Origin of the sequence: Salibaculum sp., from assembly GCF_035270045.1 — a bacterium.
Classification (GTDB): Bacteria; Pseudomonadota; Alphaproteobacteria; order Rhodobacterales; family Rhodobacteraceae; genus Salibaculum.
Genome location: NZ_DATFIP010000084.1, coordinates 1 through 17,387 on the forward strand (window position 1 = coordinate 1; position 17,387 = coordinate 17,387).

The 17,387-nt window shown below is 65.1% G+C and carries 18 protein-coding genes and 2 tRNA genes; 14 read left to right on the top strand and 6 right to left on the bottom strand.

Going from position 1 to position 17,387, the window contains the following annotated elements; genetic code table 11:
* Positions 1 to 358 precede the first annotated feature (358 nt).
* The 3 genes from VJ897_RS14225 to VJ897_RS14235 all read right to left on the bottom strand — a co-directional run bounded on the left by VJ897_RS14225 (position 359) and on the right by VJ897_RS14235 (position 1,127).
* Positions 359 to 434: transfer RNA gene (locus VJ897_RS14225), tRNA-Val, on the bottom strand.
* Positions 435 to 554: 120 nt separating this feature from the next.
* Positions 555 to 629: transfer RNA gene (locus VJ897_RS14230), tRNA-Val, on the bottom strand.
* Positions 630 to 650: 21 nt separating this feature from the next.
* Positions 651 to 1,127 carry an HU family DNA-binding protein gene (locus VJ897_RS14235; RefSeq protein ID WP_324056389.1) on the bottom strand — a complete coding sequence of 159 codons (477 nt, stop codon included), beginning with the start codon at positions 1,125 to 1,127 and terminating at the stop codon, positions 651 to 653.
* 218 nt (positions 1,128 to 1,345) lie between these two features.
* Between VJ897_RS14235 and VJ897_RS14240 the strand changes: the two genes are divergently transcribed.
* Positions 1,346 to 1,774, top strand: a complete 429-nt coding sequence (locus tag VJ897_RS14240; protein ID WP_324056391.1) for a tail fiber domain-containing protein — start codon at positions 1,346 to 1,348, stop codon at positions 1,772 to 1,774.
* A 21-nt stretch (positions 1,775 to 1,795) separates the two neighbouring features.
* Positions 1,796 to 1,999, top strand: a complete 204-nt coding sequence (locus VJ897_RS14245) for a hypothetical protein (protein WP_324056393.1) — start codon at positions 1,796 to 1,798, stop codon at positions 1,997 to 1,999.
* Positions 2,000 to 2,065: 66 nt separating this feature from the next.
* On the opposite strand, the gene lon is transcribed toward VJ897_RS14245, so the two are convergent.
* Positions 2,066 to 4,480, bottom strand: a complete 2,415-nt coding sequence (gene lon / locus VJ897_RS14250) for an endopeptidase La (RefSeq protein ID WP_324056395.1) — start codon at positions 4,478 to 4,480, stop codon at positions 2,066 to 2,068.
* 218 nt (positions 4,481 to 4,698) lie between these two features.
* A complete protein-coding gene (tgt, locus tag VJ897_RS14255; RefSeq protein WP_324056396.1) occupies positions 4,699 to 5,829 on the bottom strand; it encodes a tRNA guanosine(34) transglycosylase Tgt in 1,131 nt (376 codons plus the stop codon).
* A 66-nt stretch (positions 5,830 to 5,895) separates the two neighbouring features.
* Between tgt and rimK the strand changes: the two genes are divergently transcribed.
* The 5 genes from rimK (at position 5,896) to VJ897_RS14280 (ending at position 10,763) form a co-directional block, all read left to right on the top strand.
* Positions 5,896 to 7,323 carry a 30S ribosomal protein S6--L-glutamate ligase gene (gene rimK / locus VJ897_RS14260; RefSeq protein ID WP_324056398.1) on the top strand — a complete coding sequence of 476 codons (1,428 nt, stop codon included), beginning with the start codon at positions 5,896 to 5,898 and terminating at the stop codon, positions 7,321 to 7,323.
* 168 nt (positions 7,324 to 7,491) lie between these two features.
* Positions 7,492 to 9,384 (top strand): outer membrane protein, encoded by a 1,893-nt coding sequence (locus tag VJ897_RS14265; RefSeq protein WP_324056401.1) that lies wholly within the window; start codon positions 7,492 to 7,494, stop codon positions 9,382 to 9,384.
* Between the two features lie 163 nt (positions 9,385 to 9,547).
* On the top strand, positions 9,548 to 9,910 hold the full coding sequence (locus VJ897_RS14270; protein WP_324056403.1) for an SUF system Fe-S cluster assembly protein: 363 nt from the start codon (positions 9,548 to 9,550) through the stop codon (positions 9,908 to 9,910).
* A 146-nt stretch (positions 9,911 to 10,056) separates the two neighbouring features.
* Complete coding sequence (locus tag VJ897_RS14275) at positions 10,057 to 10,437, top strand: HesB/IscA family protein (RefSeq protein WP_324056405.1); 381 nt, start codon at positions 10,057 to 10,059, stop codon at positions 10,435 to 10,437.
* Positions 10,437 to 10,763, top strand: a complete 327-nt coding sequence (locus VJ897_RS14280; protein WP_324056407.1) for a TfoX/Sxy family protein — start codon at positions 10,437 to 10,439, stop codon at positions 10,761 to 10,763. Before VJ897_RS14275 ends, VJ897_RS14280 begins: the two co-directional genes overlap by 1 nt.
* A 51-nt stretch (positions 10,764 to 10,814) precedes the next feature.
* Here the strand turns inward: VJ897_RS14280 and VJ897_RS14285 are convergent, their stop codons facing one another.
* Positions 10,815 to 11,714, bottom strand: coding sequence for an isopenicillin N synthase family dioxygenase (locus VJ897_RS14285; RefSeq protein WP_324056408.1), 900 nt, complete (start codon positions 11,712 to 11,714; stop codon positions 10,815 to 10,817).
* Positions 11,715 to 11,803: 89 nt separating this feature from the next.
* Between VJ897_RS14285 and tpiA the strand changes: the two genes are divergently transcribed.
* The 7 genes from tpiA to VJ897_RS14320 all read left to right on the top strand — a co-directional run bounded on the left by tpiA (position 11,804) and on the right by VJ897_RS14320 (position 17,382).
* Positions 11,804 to 12,544 (top strand): triose-phosphate isomerase, encoded by a 741-nt coding sequence (tpiA, locus tag VJ897_RS14290; protein ID WP_324056409.1) that lies wholly within the window; start codon positions 11,804 to 11,806, stop codon positions 12,542 to 12,544.
* A gap of 5 nt (positions 12,545 to 12,549) precedes the next feature.
* Complete coding sequence (locus VJ897_RS14295; RefSeq protein ID WP_324056411.1) at positions 12,550 to 13,722, top strand: cytochrome P450; 1,173 nt, start codon at positions 12,550 to 12,552, stop codon at positions 13,720 to 13,722.
* On the top strand, positions 13,707 to 14,954 hold the full coding sequence (chrA, locus tag VJ897_RS14300; protein WP_324056413.1) for a chromate efflux transporter: 1,248 nt from the start codon (positions 13,707 to 13,709) through the stop codon (positions 14,952 to 14,954). Before VJ897_RS14295 ends, chrA begins: the two co-directional genes overlap by 16 nt.
* A gap of 60 nt (positions 14,955 to 15,014) precedes the next feature.
* Positions 15,015 to 15,488, top strand: coding sequence for an SspB family protein (locus VJ897_RS14305; protein ID WP_324056415.1), 474 nt, complete (start codon positions 15,015 to 15,017; stop codon positions 15,486 to 15,488).
* Positions 15,489 to 15,578: 90 nt separating this feature from the next.
* A complete protein-coding gene (fumC, locus tag VJ897_RS14310) occupies positions 15,579 to 16,982 on the top strand; it encodes a class II fumarate hydratase (protein ID WP_324056417.1) in 1,404 nt (467 codons plus the stop codon).
* Positions 16,979 to 17,155: a DUF4169 family protein gene (locus VJ897_RS14315; RefSeq protein ID WP_324056419.1), complete on the top strand. Its 177-nt coding sequence runs from the start codon at positions 16,979 to 16,981 to the stop codon at positions 17,153 to 17,155. The genes fumC and VJ897_RS14315 overlap by 4 nt, the downstream gene beginning before the upstream one ends.
* Positions 17,152 to 17,382, top strand: coding sequence for a ribbon-helix-helix domain-containing protein (locus VJ897_RS14320; RefSeq protein WP_324056420.1), 231 nt, complete (start codon positions 17,152 to 17,154; stop codon positions 17,380 to 17,382). The genes VJ897_RS14315 and VJ897_RS14320 overlap by 4 nt, the downstream gene beginning before the upstream one ends.
* The last annotated feature ends 5 nt before the right edge of the window (positions 17,383 to 17,387 follow it).

Sequence of the window (17,387 nt, forward strand, 5' to 3'; positions counted from 1 at the left end):
CCGCCCACTGCCCGCTTGGGCATTTGCCCATGGCGTGCCGCGCTTCTAGGCGCGGGCCCGGGCATCGTCAAGCGCGAATAGCCGGCTTTGCGGAGGTTTTTGCACGCCGTGCCGGGTGCCCGTGCATCCGCCCATTCTGACGCGGCAGCGGGACCTGTTCATCCCCCTCGTCGCGCGGCAAACGAAAGCACCCCCTGCGTCCCGTGGACGGGCCGCCCAGCTCGCGGCGCAGCCAGATGGTAAGGTCGGGTCCGGGCTCGCTCCCAAGCCCGGCCAAACGGGGGCGCGCAGTCCAACCGGATAGTCCGGCCGACAGCCTGCCCTGATATCCGAGCGGCTTGTTCCGGGGGGGAGAAATTGGTGGGTCGTGAGAGGTTCGAACTCCCGACATCTTCGGTGTAAACGAAGCGCTCTACCAGCTGAGCTAACGACCCGGTCGTGCGGCATTTACCGGCCCCGCAGGGTCATGGCAAGAGCCGAGAGCCGAACCGCACGCAAGGGATCGCGGCGGGCACACCTGTGCGGCTTCCGGTCTCGACCCGCAGGAAGAGGCTTGGTGGGTGATAGAAGATTCGAACTTCTGACATCTTCGATGTGAACGAAGCGCTCTACCACTGAGCTAATCACCCTATCCGGGGGCTGCTTTAGCCCTACTCGGCGGCGTCCGCAAGGGGGTCTTTGTCCTCGGGTGCGCGGGCCTTCGGCTGGCGCACCTTGGTGACGATGACCTTGGCCTTGGACAGGTCCTTGGTGCGATTGATCATGACCTTGCCCAGGGGAGGCAGATTCATTTCCTCGCCATTGGCCAGTCCCAGCCCGAGGACGTTGAGCATGGACTCGACCACCGGCTTGACGTCCTTCTTCTTCATGCCGGTCTCGGCGATGACGCGGTCGATCAGCTCGGGCTTCTTGAGCACCGGGCCCGCGACGGCAGGCTTGCTTTCCTCGACCACGGTGGGTTCGGGCGCCGGGGTAGCGGCGGGCGCCGGGGCGCTTTCAGCCGCCGCCGGTGCCGCCGCGGTGGCCGGTGTCGGTGCGGGTTTCGCTGTGGCGGCCCGCGGTGTCGCGGCCTTGCGTTTCGTTGAAGTCGCGGTCTTGCGGCTCCTGGTCGACTTGCTGCTCGGCATTTTCGCCTCCGATCGTTTCGTATCCGCGCACAGTCTAGCAGGTTTGGCGCGTAGCGCAGGGGGAAAGAAACAATTATTTCAAGACCTGGCCCGCCGCCGCCGGCTTTGGGCGAGACGCACCTCTGACCGCACGGACAAGGGCCCTGAAACGCCGGACTTGACCAGTGACCTGTAAATCGCGGACCCTATCGGGACATCAAAAACAAAGGGTCAGGATCATGAAAACCTTTATCTGCGCGGCGAGCATCGCCACCCTCACGGCCACGACCACCCTCGCCGGTGGCATGGCCCCCGCCATCGAGATGGAACCCGTCGAGGTCGTCGAGGAAACCGGCGGGTCGTCCGCCAACCTGATCGTGCCGCTGATCCTCATCGCGCTGATCGCGGCGGCGTCATCATCTTCGGACTCGGGCCTGCCGCCGGCGGCCAGCGACATGCGGCTCAAGGACAACATCACGCCGGTGGGCACCGCCGCGAACGGGCTTCCGCTTTACCAGTTCACCTATCGCGGCTCCGACATCGTGTTCGAGGGCGTCATGGCGCAGGATGTCCTGAGCCATCGCCCCGAGGCGGTAACGACCCTGCCCGGCGGGGTGATGGCCGTGGACTATGGCCTGCTGGGGATTGAAATGAAACGGGTCAACTGACCGGAAGAAAGGAAGCAGACCATGAAGATCACACTCGCAGCAGCTGCCATCGCCGGGGTCGCCGCAACCTCTGCCGGCGCGGGCGGCATGGCCCCCGCCATCGAGATGGAACCGGACGAGATCGTCGCGCAGACCGGCAGCTCCAGTGCCAACCTGATCATTCCGCTGATCCTGATCGCCCTGATCGCGGCGGCGGCAGGCAGCAGCAGCAATCACGACGCCTAGAGCATAACCCGGTTACAAAAAGGGCGCCCTTTCACGGGGCGCCCTTCTTTCTTGTTGCAGACACGCTCAGTGCGCGACGGTCGCGCTGCCCTCTTCTCCACCCTTGCGCAGGGCGGCCTCGACGGCCGCGGCCTCTTCGGCCTCCTGGTCCCACTCGATGGGCTCGGGCTGACGCACCAGCGCGTGCTTGAGCACCTCTGAAACGTGGCTGACCGGGATGATCTCAAGCCCCTCTTTCACGTTGTCGGGGATCTCGGGCAGGTCCTTCTGATTCTCCTCGGGTATCAGCACCGTGGTGATGCCGCCCCGAAGGGCCGCCAGAAGTTTCTCCTTCAATCCGCCGATGGCCGAGGCATTGCCGCGCAGCGTGACCTCGCCGGTCATGGCGATGTCCTTGCGCACCGGGATGCCCGTCAGGACCGACACGATGGCCGTCACCATGGCCAAGCCGGCCGATGGCCCATCCTTCGGGGTCGCCCCGTCGGGGACGTGAACGTGGATGTCCAGCTTGTCGAAGCGCGGCGGCTTGATACCCAGCTGCGGGCTGACCGACCGGACATAGGAATTGGCCGCGTCGATGCTTTCCTTCATGACATCGCCAAGCGTGCCGGTTGTCTTCATCCGGCCCTTGCCCGGCAGGCGCACCGCCTCGATGTTGAGCAACTCGCCCCCGACGCTGGTGTAGGCCAGCCCCGTGACTACGCCGATCTGGTCCTCTTCCTCGGCCAGGCCATAGCGATGCTTGCGCACGCCAAGGTAGTCGGCCAGGTTGTCCTCGGTCACCTCGACGCGGCTGACCTCCTTCTTGATCAGCTTGGTCACCGCCTTGCGGCAGACCTTGGCGATCTCGCGCTCCATGTTCCGGACGCCGGCCTCGCGGGTGTAGTGGCGGATGATCCCCGTCAGGGCGCTGTCATCGAGCGAGAACTCGGCCGCCTTGAGGCCGTGGTTCTTCATCTGCTTGGCCAGCAGGTGCTGCTTTGCAATCTCGCGTTTCTCGTCCTCGGTGTAGCCCGACAGCGGGATGATCTCCATCCGGTCAAGCAAAGGATCGGGCATGTTGTAGCTGTTCGAGGTGGTCAGGAACATCACGTTACTGAGGTCGTATTCGACCTCGAGATAGTGGTCCACGAAGGTCGAGTTCTGCTCGGGGTCGAGCACCTCCAGCATGGCCGAGGCAGGGTCGCCACGGAAATCCTGACCCATCTTGTCGATCTCGTCGAGCAGGATCAGCGGGTTCGTGGTCTTGGCCTTCTTCAGCGCCTGGATGATCTTGCCCGGCATCGACCCGATGTAGGTCCGGCGATGACCGCGGATCTCGGATTCATCACGCACGCCACCCAGGCTGATGCGGATGAACTCGCGTCCCGTCGCACGGGCCACGGACTTGCCCAGCGATGTCTTGCCGACGCCCGGCGGGCCGACAAGGCACATGATCGGGCCTTTCAGCTTCTTGCTGCGCTGCTGCACGGCCAGGTGTTCAACGATGCGTTCCTTGACCTTTTCCAGCCCGTGATGGTCGTCGTCGAGGATCTTCTCGGCACGGCCCAGGTCCTTCTTGACGCGAGATTTCTTGCCCCAGGGGATCGACAGCATCCAGTCGAGGTAATTGCGCACCACCGTGGCCTCCGCCGACATGGGCGACATGTTTTTGAGCTTTTTAAGCTCGGCCTCGGCCTTTTCGCGCGCCTCCTTCGACAGCTTCGTCGCGGCGATCTTCTCTTCCAGTTCGGCGATCTCGCCTTCGCCGTCCTCGCCGTCGCCCAGCTCCTTCTGAATGGCCTTCATCTGTTCATTCAGGTAGTATTCGCGCTGGGTCTTCTCCATCTGGGACTTGACGCGGGTCTTGATCTTCTTCTCGACCTGCAGCACGGACATTTCGCCCTGCATCAGGCCATAGACCTTTTCCAGTCGCTCGCTGATCGAGAGCGTTTCCAGAAGCTCCTGCTTCTGGTCCACCTCGATGCCGAGGTGCCCGGCCACGAGGTCGGCCAGCTTGGCGGGCGCATCGGCCTCGTCCACCGCCGCCAGCGCCTCTTCGGGTATGTTCTTCTTGACCTTGGCGTATTTCTCGAACTCCTGGCCGACCGAGCGTGACAGCGCCTCTATGGCGGTCATGTCGCCGGGCATCTCGGTCAGGTCCTCGCAGGCGGCTTCGAAGTAGGCCTCGTTCTCGAGGAACTCGGTGATGCGCACGCGCGTCTTGCCCTCGACCAGCACCTTGACGGTGCCGTCGGGCAGTTTCAGCAGTTGCAGCACGTTGGCCAGGACACCGACACGGTAAATGCCGTCGCTGTCAGGGTCATCGACGCCGGGGTCGACCTGGCTCGACAACAGGATCTGCTTGTCATCGGCCATCACCGCTTCGAGCGCCTTGACCGATTTCTCGCGGCCGACGAAGAGCGGCACGATCATGTGGGGGAAGACCACGATGTCGCGCAGCGGCAGAATGGGGTAGGAATTGCTCAGAGGCTCTTGCATGCTCTTTCCTTGGTTCTTGGCAAGACAGCGGGTCCCAGTCTTAGGCAACGCCGCCGTCTCCTGTCATTGATAACAACAGTTGGGTCTTGGCCCCCTGTTTTCAACCACGGCCGTTCACGCGTCCGTGTTACTTTTGTGCCCGCGCTTCGCCGCGCCTGCAAGGCACGGGGCGATCTTTATTACTTTATTAGGGAAAACCTGCGACGCGATCGGCCGGATCACAGCGGCGCGATATCACCAGCCGCCCGGGTCGCATGGAAATCGGCCTCCCACGCCGCGAAGCGCCCCTCGGCAATGGCCGCACGCATCCCGGCCATGATCTGCTGGTAATAGTGCAGGTTGTGCCAGGTCAGCAGCATGCCGGAAATCATCTCGCCCGCACGCATCACGTGATGCAGGTAGGCGCGCGAATAACCGCGACAGGCGGGACAGGTGCAGTCCTCGTCCAGCGGGCGCGGGTCGTCCGCGTGGCGCGCGTTCTTGAGGTTGACCTGCCCGCGGCGCGTCCAGGCCTGCCCGGTCCGGCCTGACCGGGACGGCAGCACGCAGTCCATCATGTCCACCCCGCGCTTGACCGCGCCGACGATATCGTCGGGTTTGCCCACGCCCATCAGGTAGCGCGGCTTGTCTGCGGGCAGCATCCCCGGCGCATAGTCCAGCACGCCGAACATGGCCGCCTGCCCCTCGCCCACGGCAAGGCCCCCGATGGCGTAACCGTCGAACCCGATGGATGTCAGCGCGTCGGCGCTTTGCGCGCGCAGATCGCGCGTCACCCCGCCCTGCATGATCCCGAAGAGCGCGTGGCCGGGCCTGTCCCCGAAGGCGTCGCGCGAGCGCTGCGCCCAGCGCATCGACAGGCGCATGCTTTCGGCAACGGTGGTCTCTTCGGCGGGCAACGCGGGACATTCGTCGAAACACATCACGATGTCCGACCCCAGCAAACGCTGGATCTCCATCGACCGCTCCGGCGTCAGTTCATGGCGCGACCCGTCGATATGGCTGCGGAAAGTCACCCCCTTTTCCGTCAACTTGCGCAGCCCGGCCAGCGACATGACCTGGAACCCGCCGGAGTCCGTCAGGATCGGTCCCGGCCAGTTCATGAACTCGTGCAGGCCGCCCAGCCCGGCGATCCGCTCGGCCCCGGGCCGCAACATCAGGTGGTAGGTGTTGCCCAGCAGTATGTCGGCGCCGGTGGCGGCCACGCTCTCGGGCAGCATGGCCTTGACCGTCGCCACCGTCCCCACCGGCATGAAGGCGGGTGTCCGGATTGTGCCGCGCGGGGTCGAGATGACACCGGTGCGCGCGCCCCCGTCGGTGGCCATCAATTCGAAAGCGACCCTCTGCGTCATCGGGCAGTCCTTTGCAATTGCGCCGGGCCTTGATACCCATATGAGACAAAAAGAAAAGGAGTCCCCATGTCCGAGACCGACACGCCCCCCGAGCCGATCCGCCTGGGATGGGAGGAATGGCTGGGTATGCCGGACCTCGGATTGCCCACCCTGCGCGCCAAGGTGGACACCGGCGCGCGCACCTCGGCCCTGCACGCCTTCGAGATCGAGACCTTCGGGTCGGCCCGTGCGCCAAAGGTGCGTTTTGACATCCACCCGATCCCCGGGCGCGACGATATCTCGATCACCTGTTCGGCACCTGTCGTGGACCGCCGCGAGGTGACCTCGTCCAACGGCGAGATCGAGATGCGCTATGTCATCGAGACGCTGCTGGACGTGGGCGAGGGCCAGTCCTGGCCCATCGAGGTGACGCTGACGGACCGCGCCACCATGGCCAGCCGGATGCTGCTTGGCCGCCAGGGCCTGCGCGAGGACGTGATCGTCCAGCCCACGGAACGGTTTCTGCGTCCAGAACGCGGCTTCGAGGTCTATACCACGCGCCGCATCAAGCAGGTCGCCCCGCGCCGGGCGCTGCGCATCGCCGTGCTCAGCCGCGAGGCCAACAACTACTCCACCAAGCGCCTGGTCCACGAGGGCGAGGAGCGCGGCCATACCGTCGAAATCATCGACACGGCGCGCTGCTACATGGCGATCAACGCGCTGGCCCCCGAAGTGCACTACGACGGCAAGCGCCTGCCCCGTTACGATGCGGTGATCCCCCGCATCGGCGCCTCGATCACGCCCTACGGAACCGCGGTGGTGCGCCAGTTCGAGAACCTGGGCACCTATTGCCTGAACAGCAGCGCGGGGATCTCGGCGAGTCGTGACAAGCTGCACGCCCACCAGGTGTTGGCCGGGCAGAAGGTGGGCATGCCCACCACGGCCTTTGCCGCAAGCCCCAAGGACACCAACAACCTGATCGGGCTGGTCGGCTCGGCACCGCTGATCGTCAAGCTGCTGGAAAGCACGCAGGGCAAGGGCGTGGTGCTGGCCGAAACCAAGAAGGCCGCCGAATCCGTGATCGACGCCTTCCGCGGACTCAAGGCCAATTTCCTGGTCCAGCAATTCGTCAAGGAGGCCGCGGGCGAGGACATTCGCTGTTTCGTGATCGCGGGCAAGGTCGTGGCCTCGATGAAGCGCACCTCGGGCGGCGAGGATTTCCGCTCGAACCTGCACCGGGGCGGAACGGCGGCGGCCGTGCGCATCACCCCCGCCGAGCGGCGCGTCGCGGTCAAGGCGGCCAAGGCCTTCGGGCTGGGCATGGCGGGCGTCGACCTGCTGCGGTCCGAGGATGGACCCAAGGTGCTGGAGGTGAATTCCTCGCCCGGGCTGGAAGGCATCGAGAAGGCCAGCCGCAAGAACCTTGCCGCTCGGCTGTTCGACCACGTCGAGGAAAAGGTCCGCCCCACCCCCGCACGGCGCAGCACCGCCAGGAAGGCCGCGACCAAAAAATAGGTGACCGACGCCCCTTTTTGGTTGCCGGCTTCGTGACCGGATTACGCCACCGGCGGAAAATCCGCCCGTGGGTGTCTTGATCTTTCTTCTAGCTGAGCACTTTCAGTACTAATATTACCTTCAGTCAACCAAAGCGCGGTGCTTGGATGATTTTTGTTGGGGAAAACGATGGGACGCTACTTATTTTCAACGACCGCCCTGGCACTTTTGGCCACGGGTGCGCATGCGCAGGATGCCGGGCATGACTGGAACGGCTGGTTCGCGGGTGTGCAGCTCGGTTTCAACCAGCATACCGCCACATTCGAGGATCCGGATTACGACTGGTATGGATCGACGCAGGATTTTGTCACGCCGGGCGGCAATCTCGGGGTGCAGTTGGGCTACAACATGGTGCGCGACAATGTCCTGACCGGGTTTGTCGCCGACATCAGCGCGATGTCCAACGACGGTTACGAAATATACGCAAACGACAACCAGGTGCCCAACAAGGTCGGTTATCTGGCCACACTGCGCGGCCGCCAGGGCCTGGCCGTGGATGACACCATGGTTTACGGCACCGCCGGTCTGGCCTTCGCCGATTTCGAGCGGTCATGGACGGAATACAACGATGTCTCCGACACCTGGCCGGACTTGGGGGCGACCAAGACCGGTGTTGCGCTGGGCTTCGGTGTTGAACACGCCGTGGGCGGCGGCTGGTCGGTCAGCGCAGAATACCTCGCCAGCATCTTCGGAGAGAACATCAGCATCAATGGCGACGATTATCCCCTGCGCATCAACGACACGATCCACAGCATCAACCTGGCCATGAATTACCAGTTCGGCGGCGACCCGGGAACAGCCGCGGGCGGCTACGGCACGCCCGCCGACTTCAGCGGCGCCTACGTTGGCGCAATGCTGGGCTATGGTGCCTCCGAGATCGCGCGCAGCGATATCGAGTTCGACAACATGGGCGGCACCTACGATGTTGGCGCCGATGGTGGGATTGTCGGCCTTGCCGGGGGCTACAATTGGCAAAGCGGCGCCATGGTTTACGGGGTCGAGGCGCGCCTGGATGCCACAAAAATGTCGGCCCGCTACGATGCCGATTACGGCGAAATCGACGTGTCGGTCGACCAGAGCTTCAGCCTGCGCGGCCGGACCGGCGTCGCGGTCAATGACGCGCTCATGTATGTTCTGGGTGGCGTGACCCTGGCCAACGTGACCAACAGCTACGGCAGCGAAGAAGACCTCGGCGGCCGCTACGGTGGCCTGACCGTCGGCTTCGGTGTCGAACGGATGGTGTCGGATACACTGTCCTGGAATGTCGAGGCCAGCTATACTCGCCTCGACGGAATCGGAGAGTCGGACAACGCCGAAGAAGGCCATGCCGACTACGCCCAGGTGACCGCAGCCCTGAACTACCATATCGGTGGAACGGGCAGTGGCGGAACCGGGGCCCTTGCCCCCGGTCGGGATTGGTCCGGCGGCTTCTACGGCGCCGATGTCGCCCTTCTGGCCAACAAGGCCTCGATCTGGGATCAGGACTACGACGACTATGGTGGCACCTTCGACGTCACGTCGATGGGCGCCGGGATCGGTGGCCATGCCGGCTACAACTGGCAGAGCGGCAGCTTCGTCTACGGTGTGCTGGGCGACCTTGCGCTGTATTCCAACAACGCGACCCGCACGGCGGATGGCTATCGCGAGATCGAATCGCGGCTCAAGTCCATGGCGACGGTGCGCGGGCGAGCGGGTATCGCCACCGGTGACAGCATCTTCTATGCAACCGGCGGCCTGGCCCTGGCCCAGTCGGACCTGACCGCATCGTCCCTCCCCGCCTCGTCCTCCGATTTCGACCTGAGCGATACCCGGGTCGGGGCCGTGGTCGGCCTGGGCGTGGAACATGCCATGTCCGAGACGACCAGCTTCAAGGTCGAGGCGCTGATGACGCGCTTCGACGACAAGAGCTACTTCAACGGCGAGGACTGCAGCGGCCCAGTCGGCTTCAGCGGCGAGGACTGCAACATGGATGGCTGGGACGACAACATCCAGATCAAGGCCGGCCTGTCCTGGGCCTTCTGATCGCCACGCTCCCGGGCGGAAGCACTGCCGCCCGGGCGACCCGCCGACCCCTGTCCTGACCGCCTGCCTTTGCTCCGGCGAGGATCAACTCGGGTTTGTCGCCCCTTTACCCGACCCCCTGAATTCTTATATGAATGCTCAGGAATAATTCGGGATATGTGCAATGACCGACCAGAGCCAGCCCTTGGAAGGCGCCCCGCTGATCAAGCCATCAACCACCGAGCACGCGCTTTACGATCCCATCGTCCAGGCGTGCCAGTCGGTCTATGACCCTGAAATCCCGGTCAACATTTACGATCTGGGACTCATTTACACGATCGACATAACGGAGGCCGGCGAGGTTCACGTCATCATGACCTTGACCGCCCCGGGCTGTCCCGTCGCCGGCGAGATGCCCGGCTGGGTCCACGATGCCGTGTCTGCCGTACCCGGCGTCCAAATGGCCGACGTGGAACTGACCTGGGACCCGCCCTGGGGCATGGACATGATGTCCGACGAGGCGCGGCTGGAACTGGGCTTCATGTAGCGCGACGCGACACGGGGACACTTTCACGAGGGGACAGTTTCGAGGCTGCCGCGGCTCCGCTCTGACCCACCATGGCCGCGCAGGCCCCTTGAGATAAGCGTCCTGACCGCCTAGGTTTTATCACAGAGTATCAACAGGAGCCTCCCATGTTCGGCATCCCCGGAAAACAGGCCGTCACCCTGACAGCGAAGGCGACGGCCCAGATTGTCAGCCTGATGGAGCGGGACGGTCACCAAGGCCTTCGCATCGGCGTCAAGAAGGGCGGCTGCGCGGGCATGGAATACACCATGGACTATGCCGAGGCGATCGACCCCAATGACGAGGTGGTCGAACAGGACGGCGCACGGGTGATGATCGCCCCCATGGCGCAAATGTTCCTGTTCGGCACGGAAATCGACTACGAGGTCGGCCTGCTGGAAGCGGGCTTCAAGTTCCGCAATCCCAACGTGGAAGATGCCTGCGGCTGCGGTGAATCGATCAAGTTCAAGGATGTCGAGGAACTCTCGGCGGAGCAAGGCCACGGCTGATGGGCGTCTCGGCCGCCGAGATCGCCTATGCCAAGGACCTCTTTTCAGACCTCCCGGGCGAGATAACGACCCGCAGGATGATGGGCGGGTTGTGCCTTTATCACGATGGCAGGATCTTCGCGATCCTCCATCCCGAACACGGGCTGATGATCAAGGGGGCGGGCGCATTCCAGGACCACCTCGAGGCCAAGGGCTGCACCCGCTGGGTCCATGACCGGGCCGACGGCACGACCAGCGCCATGCCCTACTGGACCCTGCCCGACGCCGCCCGCGAGGACCCCTCCGAGGCCGGCGCGCTGGCCCGGGAAGCGCTCAGGTTTCTTTGACCTGATCCGCGGCCGGGCGAACGATCTGCCGCGATGACGCCGCGACCCGGATCACACTGCCTTGGCCTTTAAATGCACATAGGTTTCGTCGAACCGCTTTTGCAGGTGATCGGTGGCCCGGATGACCCGCCCCGACCCCATGGGTGCGACGTTCGTGTCGTGGTTCGGGTTGAAGAACAAGGGCACCGATATGCGGTCCTGCGCGCTTCCCTTGACCCGGTGCGGCGTGGCCACCACGCGTCGGGCCGTCCACAATTCGAGCATCTCGCCGAAATTGACGATGAATTCGCCCGGCGCGGCCGTCACCTCTGCCCAGCCGCCGCCCCGCTTGCGCACCTCCAGCCCCGGTGTGCCATCGGTGGCCAGCAGGGTCAGGCAGCCGTAATCGGTATGCGTGGCGATGCCGAAATCGCGGTCGCCGGCCCAGTCGGGGCGCCTAGGGTAATAGTTGCCCCGCAGCAGCGCCATGGGCCGGTCGAACTTGTCGGCGAAATAGGACTTGTCTTCTCCGATGGCCCCGGCGATCGCCCCCAGCAAGTCCAGCGAGAAGGCGCAGGCGTCGCGGTAGTAGCTCTCGATCGTTTCGCGAAACCCCTCGGGCCGATCCGGCCAGAGGTTGGGCGCATAGGTGGCAAGGCCCGTCTCGGGGGCCTCGTAACCGCAATCGAAGACTTGCTTGTAATCGGGGTTGGCCTGCGGGTCGACCTGTTCGGATCGCGCGCCGCCCCAGCCCCTGCTGGCCCCGGTGCGCGCCATGTCCACGGCCGCCTTGTCTGCCTCGGGCCGCTGGAAGAACGCCCGGTAGGCCGCGATCACCTCGCGCACCTGGCGCTCGGGGATGGGCGTGTTGTGCAGCGTCAGGAACCCCACCCGCGCTGCGCCCGCACGCACCGCCTCGACGGCCTTGTCCTCGCCCGCCAAAAGCGCCTGTGCATCCAGTCTCGGAATCATTTTCGTCCCCTTGTCACTTGCATTCATCCCCGAATGCCGTGATCCCTAACACAACCCAAGCCGAAACCCACACGACAGGAGGACGCCCGATGCGCCGCAAACTCGCCGCCGGAAACTGGAAGATGAACGGGCTGGCCGCCGACCTGGCCGAGTTGGAAAAGATGGCCGCGGCCAAGCCCTCCCCCTCGGTCGATACCGCGATCTGCGGGCCTGCCACGCTGGTGCACCGCATGGCGGCCCTTGGCTGGCCAGTGGGGGGCGAGGACTGCCACGCCGCCGCGAGCGGTGCCCATACCGGCGATATCTCGGCCGAGATGCTGGCCGATGCGGGCGCAACCTATGTCATCACAGGCCATTCCGAGCGCCGCGCCGACCACGGCGAAACCGATGCCGACGTCAACGCCAAGACCCAGGCCGCCTGGCGCGCCGGGCTGACCGCGATCCTGTGCATCGGCGAGACCGAGGCGGAATATCGGGCGGGCGACACGCTGGACGTGCTGCACCGGCAGATGGCCGGGTCAATGCCCGAGGGCTGCACCGGCGCGAACACGGTGCTGGCCTATGAACCGGTCTGGGCCATCGGCACCGGGCTGACACCCACCAGTGACGAGATCGGCGCGGTCCACAACGCCCTGCGCGACGCGCTGATCGAACGGTTCGGCACCGAAGCGGGGCTGGCCATCCGCATTCTCTACGGCGGGTCGGTCAAGGCGTCCAATGCCGCCGAGATCTTCGGCATCGCGGACGTGGACGGGGCACTGGTCGGGGGCGCCTCGCTGAAGGCCGTCGATTTCCTGCCCATCGTGGACGCGCTGGAAGCCGCCGACTGATCCCGATGCTGCGCTTGCACCAATCCCCCACCGATCCCGATTTCGTCCAGAACCCCTACCCCTTCTATGACCAGGCCCGCGCCGGGGGGCAGCTTTTCTGGTGGGAGGATTACGGCGCGGTCTGCGCGACTTCCTACGCTGCGGTCATGGCCCTGCTAAAGGACCGGCGCCTGGGCCGCGAGGTGCCAGAGGGGCATACCGACCCGATCCCGGACCGGCTGCGCCCCTTCTACGACATCGAGGCCCATTCCATGCTGGAACTGGAGCCGCCGCGCCATACCCGGCTGCGGTCGCTGGTGCTGCGGGCCTTCACCTCGCGCCGGATCATGGGGATGCGAGCAGAGGTCGAGGCGCTGGCCCATGACCTGGTCGACGATTTCCCGGAGGGCGATTTCGACCTGCTGCCCGCCTATTGCCAGCGCATTCCCGTCATCGTCATCTGCCGCCTTCTGGGCGTGCCCGAGACCATGGCTGGCCAGCTTCTGGACTGGTCCACCGCCATGGTCGCCATGTACCAGGCCGGGCGCACGCGCGAGGTCGAGGCCCGCGCCATGGCAGCCTCGACCGACTTTTCCGAATTCCTGCGCGGCTATATCGAGGAGCGGCGCAGCCGCCCCGGCGAAGACCTGATCACCCAGTTGATCGCCGCCGAGGAAGAGGGCGAGAAACTGACCACCGACGAGTTGATCAGCACTTGTATCCTGTTGCTGAACGCGGGCCACGAGGCAACGGTCCATGCCATGGGCAACGCGGTGAAACTGCTGGTCGAACAGGACCACCGGCAGGTGGACGAGGACGTGGTCGAGGAATGCCTTCGCCTTGATCCGCCGCTGCACATCTTCGACCGCTGGGTCTACGAGGACCTGGCGCTTTTCGGCCATGGCTTCCGGCGCGGCGACCGGGTGAAATGCATCCTGGGCGCGGCCAACCGCTGCCCCGACACCTTCGAGGACGCGGCCCGGTTCGACCCGAACCGCGACGGCGTGCTGTCCACCAGTTTCGGCGGCGGCATCCATTTCTGCGTCGGCGCTCCGCTGGCGCGAATGGAACTGCTGCTGGGGCTGCGCGTGCTGTTCGAGCGCTGCCCGGACCTGACCCTTGTCACGCCACCGCGCTACGCGGACGTTTACCATTTCCACGGGCTTGAGCGCCTGATGGTCTCATGTCGCACACCCTAGCCGAGCTGACCCGCGTCTTCGGGCGGATCGGCCTTTTGTCCTTTGGCGGACCGGCGGCACAAATCGCCCTTATGCACCGGGAGCTTGTCGAAGAGCGCCCCTGGCTGACCGAGGCGCAGTTCCTGCGCGCCCTGTCGTTTTGCATGTTGCTGCCCGGGCCCGAGGCGATGCAGCTGGCCACCTATGCCGGCTGGCGGCTGCGCGGGGTCCCGGGCGGGCTGATCGCGGGCGGGCTCTTCGTGCTGCCGGGGGCCGTGGTCATCGCGGCGCTGGCCCTGGCCTATGGCGCGCTGGCCGACCTGCCGCTGGTGCAGGCGGGGTTTCTCGGGATCAAGGCCACGGTGGTCGTCATCGTCATCCAGGCCATCCTGCGATTGTCGGCCAAGGCACTGGCCGGGCGTGAGCACATGCTGCTGGCAGGGCTGTCGTTCCTGGCGCTGTTCCTGTTCAACCTGCCCTTCCCGCTGGTCATCGCCTTGGCCGCGGCCTGGGGCGGTTGGCGGTTCAGCGGGCCGATACCGCCGGGCGGCACACGCCCCCAAACGCGCCGCAGCCTGCGCCCGCTACTGATCGGCGGGGCGCTCTGGGCCGTGCCCGTCGCGGGGGCCGCACTGGCCGGGGCCGACCTGCTGCTGGCCATCGGCCTGTTCTTTTCCAAGCTGTCCGTGGTGACCTTTGGCGGGGCCTATGCGGTTCTGGCCTACATGACACAAGAGGTGGTGACCGCCCGAGGCTGGATCAGCGCCGGGCAGATGCTGGATGCTCTCGGCCTGGCCGAGACCACCCCCGGCCCGCTGATCCTGGTGACGCAATTCGTCGGTATCACCGCGGGGATGAATGCCGGCGGCGCCGGGCTTGGCCTGCTGGCGGGGGGAATGACGCTCTGGGTGACGTTCGTGCCCTGCTTCATCTGGATCTTCGCGGGCGCGCCCTTGATCGACTGGTTGGAACACCGCCCGCGGATCAACGCGGCGCTATCGGCCGTGACCGCCGCCGTGGTCGGGGTCATCGCCAACCTGTCGGTCTGGTTCGCGGTGCACGTCCTGTTTGCGTCGGTGGACCGTCTGCGCGCAGGCCCCCTGCATCTGCTGGCCCCCGACCGGGCCAGCTTCCAGCCCGCGGCCCTGGCGCTGGTGCTGCTGGCGGCCATGCTACTGCTGTGGCGAAAATGGCCATTGTTGCAAGGCCTTGGCACGGTCACCCTCGCCGGTGTCGGGATCGGATTGCTCTAGCCCCTTTTCCTCCGGTTCGAATCCCGTATGCTAACCCCCACTGATCAAAGGACGGACCCCGTGACCAGCACCATCGACTACGGCAACCTGATGCACGCAGCCATGCGCGGCCTGATCCGAAAGGTTTTGACCCGTGTCGAACAGGAGGGACTGCCGGGCCAGCATCATTTCTTCATCACACTGGATACCCTGCACCCCGACGTCGAAATCGCCGACTGGCTGTCCGACCGCTACCCGGGTGAGATGACGATCGTCATCCAGCACTGGTTCGACAACCTGACCGTGGGCGAGGACGGCTTTGCCATCACCCTGAACTTCGGCGACGCGCCCGAACCGCTTTACATCCCCTACGATGCGATCAAGACCTTCGTGGACCCCTCGGTGGAGTTTGGCCTGCGCTTCGAGACCCAGGAAGAGGAAGAAACCGGCGCCGAGGACGAGGGTGCCCCCATGGACGAGATGGCCGAGCCGGGCGCCGAGGACGACGCGCACACGGAGGCCGAGGTCGTCAGCCTCGACAAGTTCCGCAAGTAACCCCGGCCGGCCCGCGCGGCATTCTGACAGTTGCGGTCACGATGTCGGGGCGGTATCTGGCATACAACGGCATACCGCAAGGACATCCCCATGACCCAGACCCGCCCAGAGACCCGCACCGAATCCGACAGCTTTGGCCCGCTGGAAGTGCCGGCAGATCGTTACTGGGGCGCCCAGACCCAGCGCAGCCTGATGAATTTTCCCATCGGTTGGGAAAAGCAGCCGGTCGCCATCGTCCGCGCGCTTGGCGTGATCAAGCAGGCCTGCGCCATGGCCAACCGCGACAGCGGCAAGCTGGACCCGAAACTGGCCGACGCCATGATCGCGGCGGCCGCCGAGGTCGTGGCCGGCAAGCTGGACGATCACTTCCCCCTGGTGGTCTGGCAGACGGGTTCGGGTACGCAATCGAACATGAACGCCAACGAAGTCATTTCCAACCGCGCCATCGAGATCCTGGGCGGTCAGATCGGATCGAAGGACCCGGTGCACCCGAACGATCATTGCAACATGGGGCAGTCCTCGAACGACACCTTCCCGACGGCGATGCACATCGCCTGCGCCATGACGGTGCATGATACCCTGCTGCCAGGGCTGGAAAAGCTGCTGGCCGGGCTGCGCGCCAAGTCTGATGAATTCAGCGACATCATCAAGATCGGCCGCACTCATACGCAGGACGCCACCCCGCTGACCCTGGGACAGGAATTTTCGGGCTATGCCCAGCAGGTCGAGAACGGGATCGAACGGATCAAGCAGGCCCTGCCCAAGATCCACGAACTGGCCCAAGGCGGCACCGCCGTCGGCACCGGTCTGAACACCGCCCCGGGCTGGGACACCACCGTCGCCCGGCACATGGCCGAGATCGCCGGTCTGCCCTTCGTCACCGCCCCCAACAAGTTCGAGGCGCTGGCCGCTCATGACGCCATGGTCTTCATGTCCGGCGCGGTCAAGACCACCGCCATGGCCTGCTACAAGATTGCCAACGACATCCGGTTCCTCGGGTCGGGTCCCAGGTCGGGTCTCGGCGAACTGATCCTGCCGGAAAACGAACCGGGCAGCTCGATCATGCCGGGCAAGGTGAACCCGACACAGGCCGAGGCGCTGACGCAGGTCTGCGCCCATGTCCTTGGCAACGACGCGGCGATCTCCTTTGCCGGCAGCCAGGGCCATTTCGAACTGAACGTCTACAACCCGATGATGGCCTACAACCTGTTGCAATCCATGCAGTTGCTGGGCGATGCCGCCGACAGTTTCACCGAAAGGATGCTGACGGGAATCCGCGCCAACGAAGAGCGCATCGAGAAGCTGATGACCGAATCCCTGATGCTGGTCACGGCGCTGGCCCCGACCATCGGATATGACAATGCCACCACCGTGGCCAAGACCGCACACAAGAACGGCACCACGCTGCGCGAAGAGGCGGTCAAGCTGGGTTTTGTCGATGAAGAGACCTTCGACCGTGTCGTGCGGCCCGAGGACATGATCGGCCCGAAATGAGCGTCGTGAACCTGGGCAAGCATCGCAAGACCAAGGCGCGGGCGGAACGGAAGGCCCGCGCGGACGAGAACGCGATCAAGCACGGCCGCACCAAGGCACAGAAACTGCTGGACACGGCGCGCGATGAAAAGGCCCGTCGGCACCTCGATCAACAGCGGTTCGAGGACGAGTGACCGGCCGACCCGTCAAGCACTCGCTCACGCTGCGCGGGCACCGGACGAGCGTTTCGCTGGAAGAGGGTTTCTGGCGCGAATTCCGCCGCATCGCGGCGCAACGCGGACAGTCGATCAACGGCTTGGCCATCGAGATCGACGAGTCGCGCGGCGACGTCGGCCTGGCTTCGGCGATCCGCGTCTTCGTGCTGGACGCCCTCAAGGCCGAGGCGGACCCCGGCGCCTGAGGCCA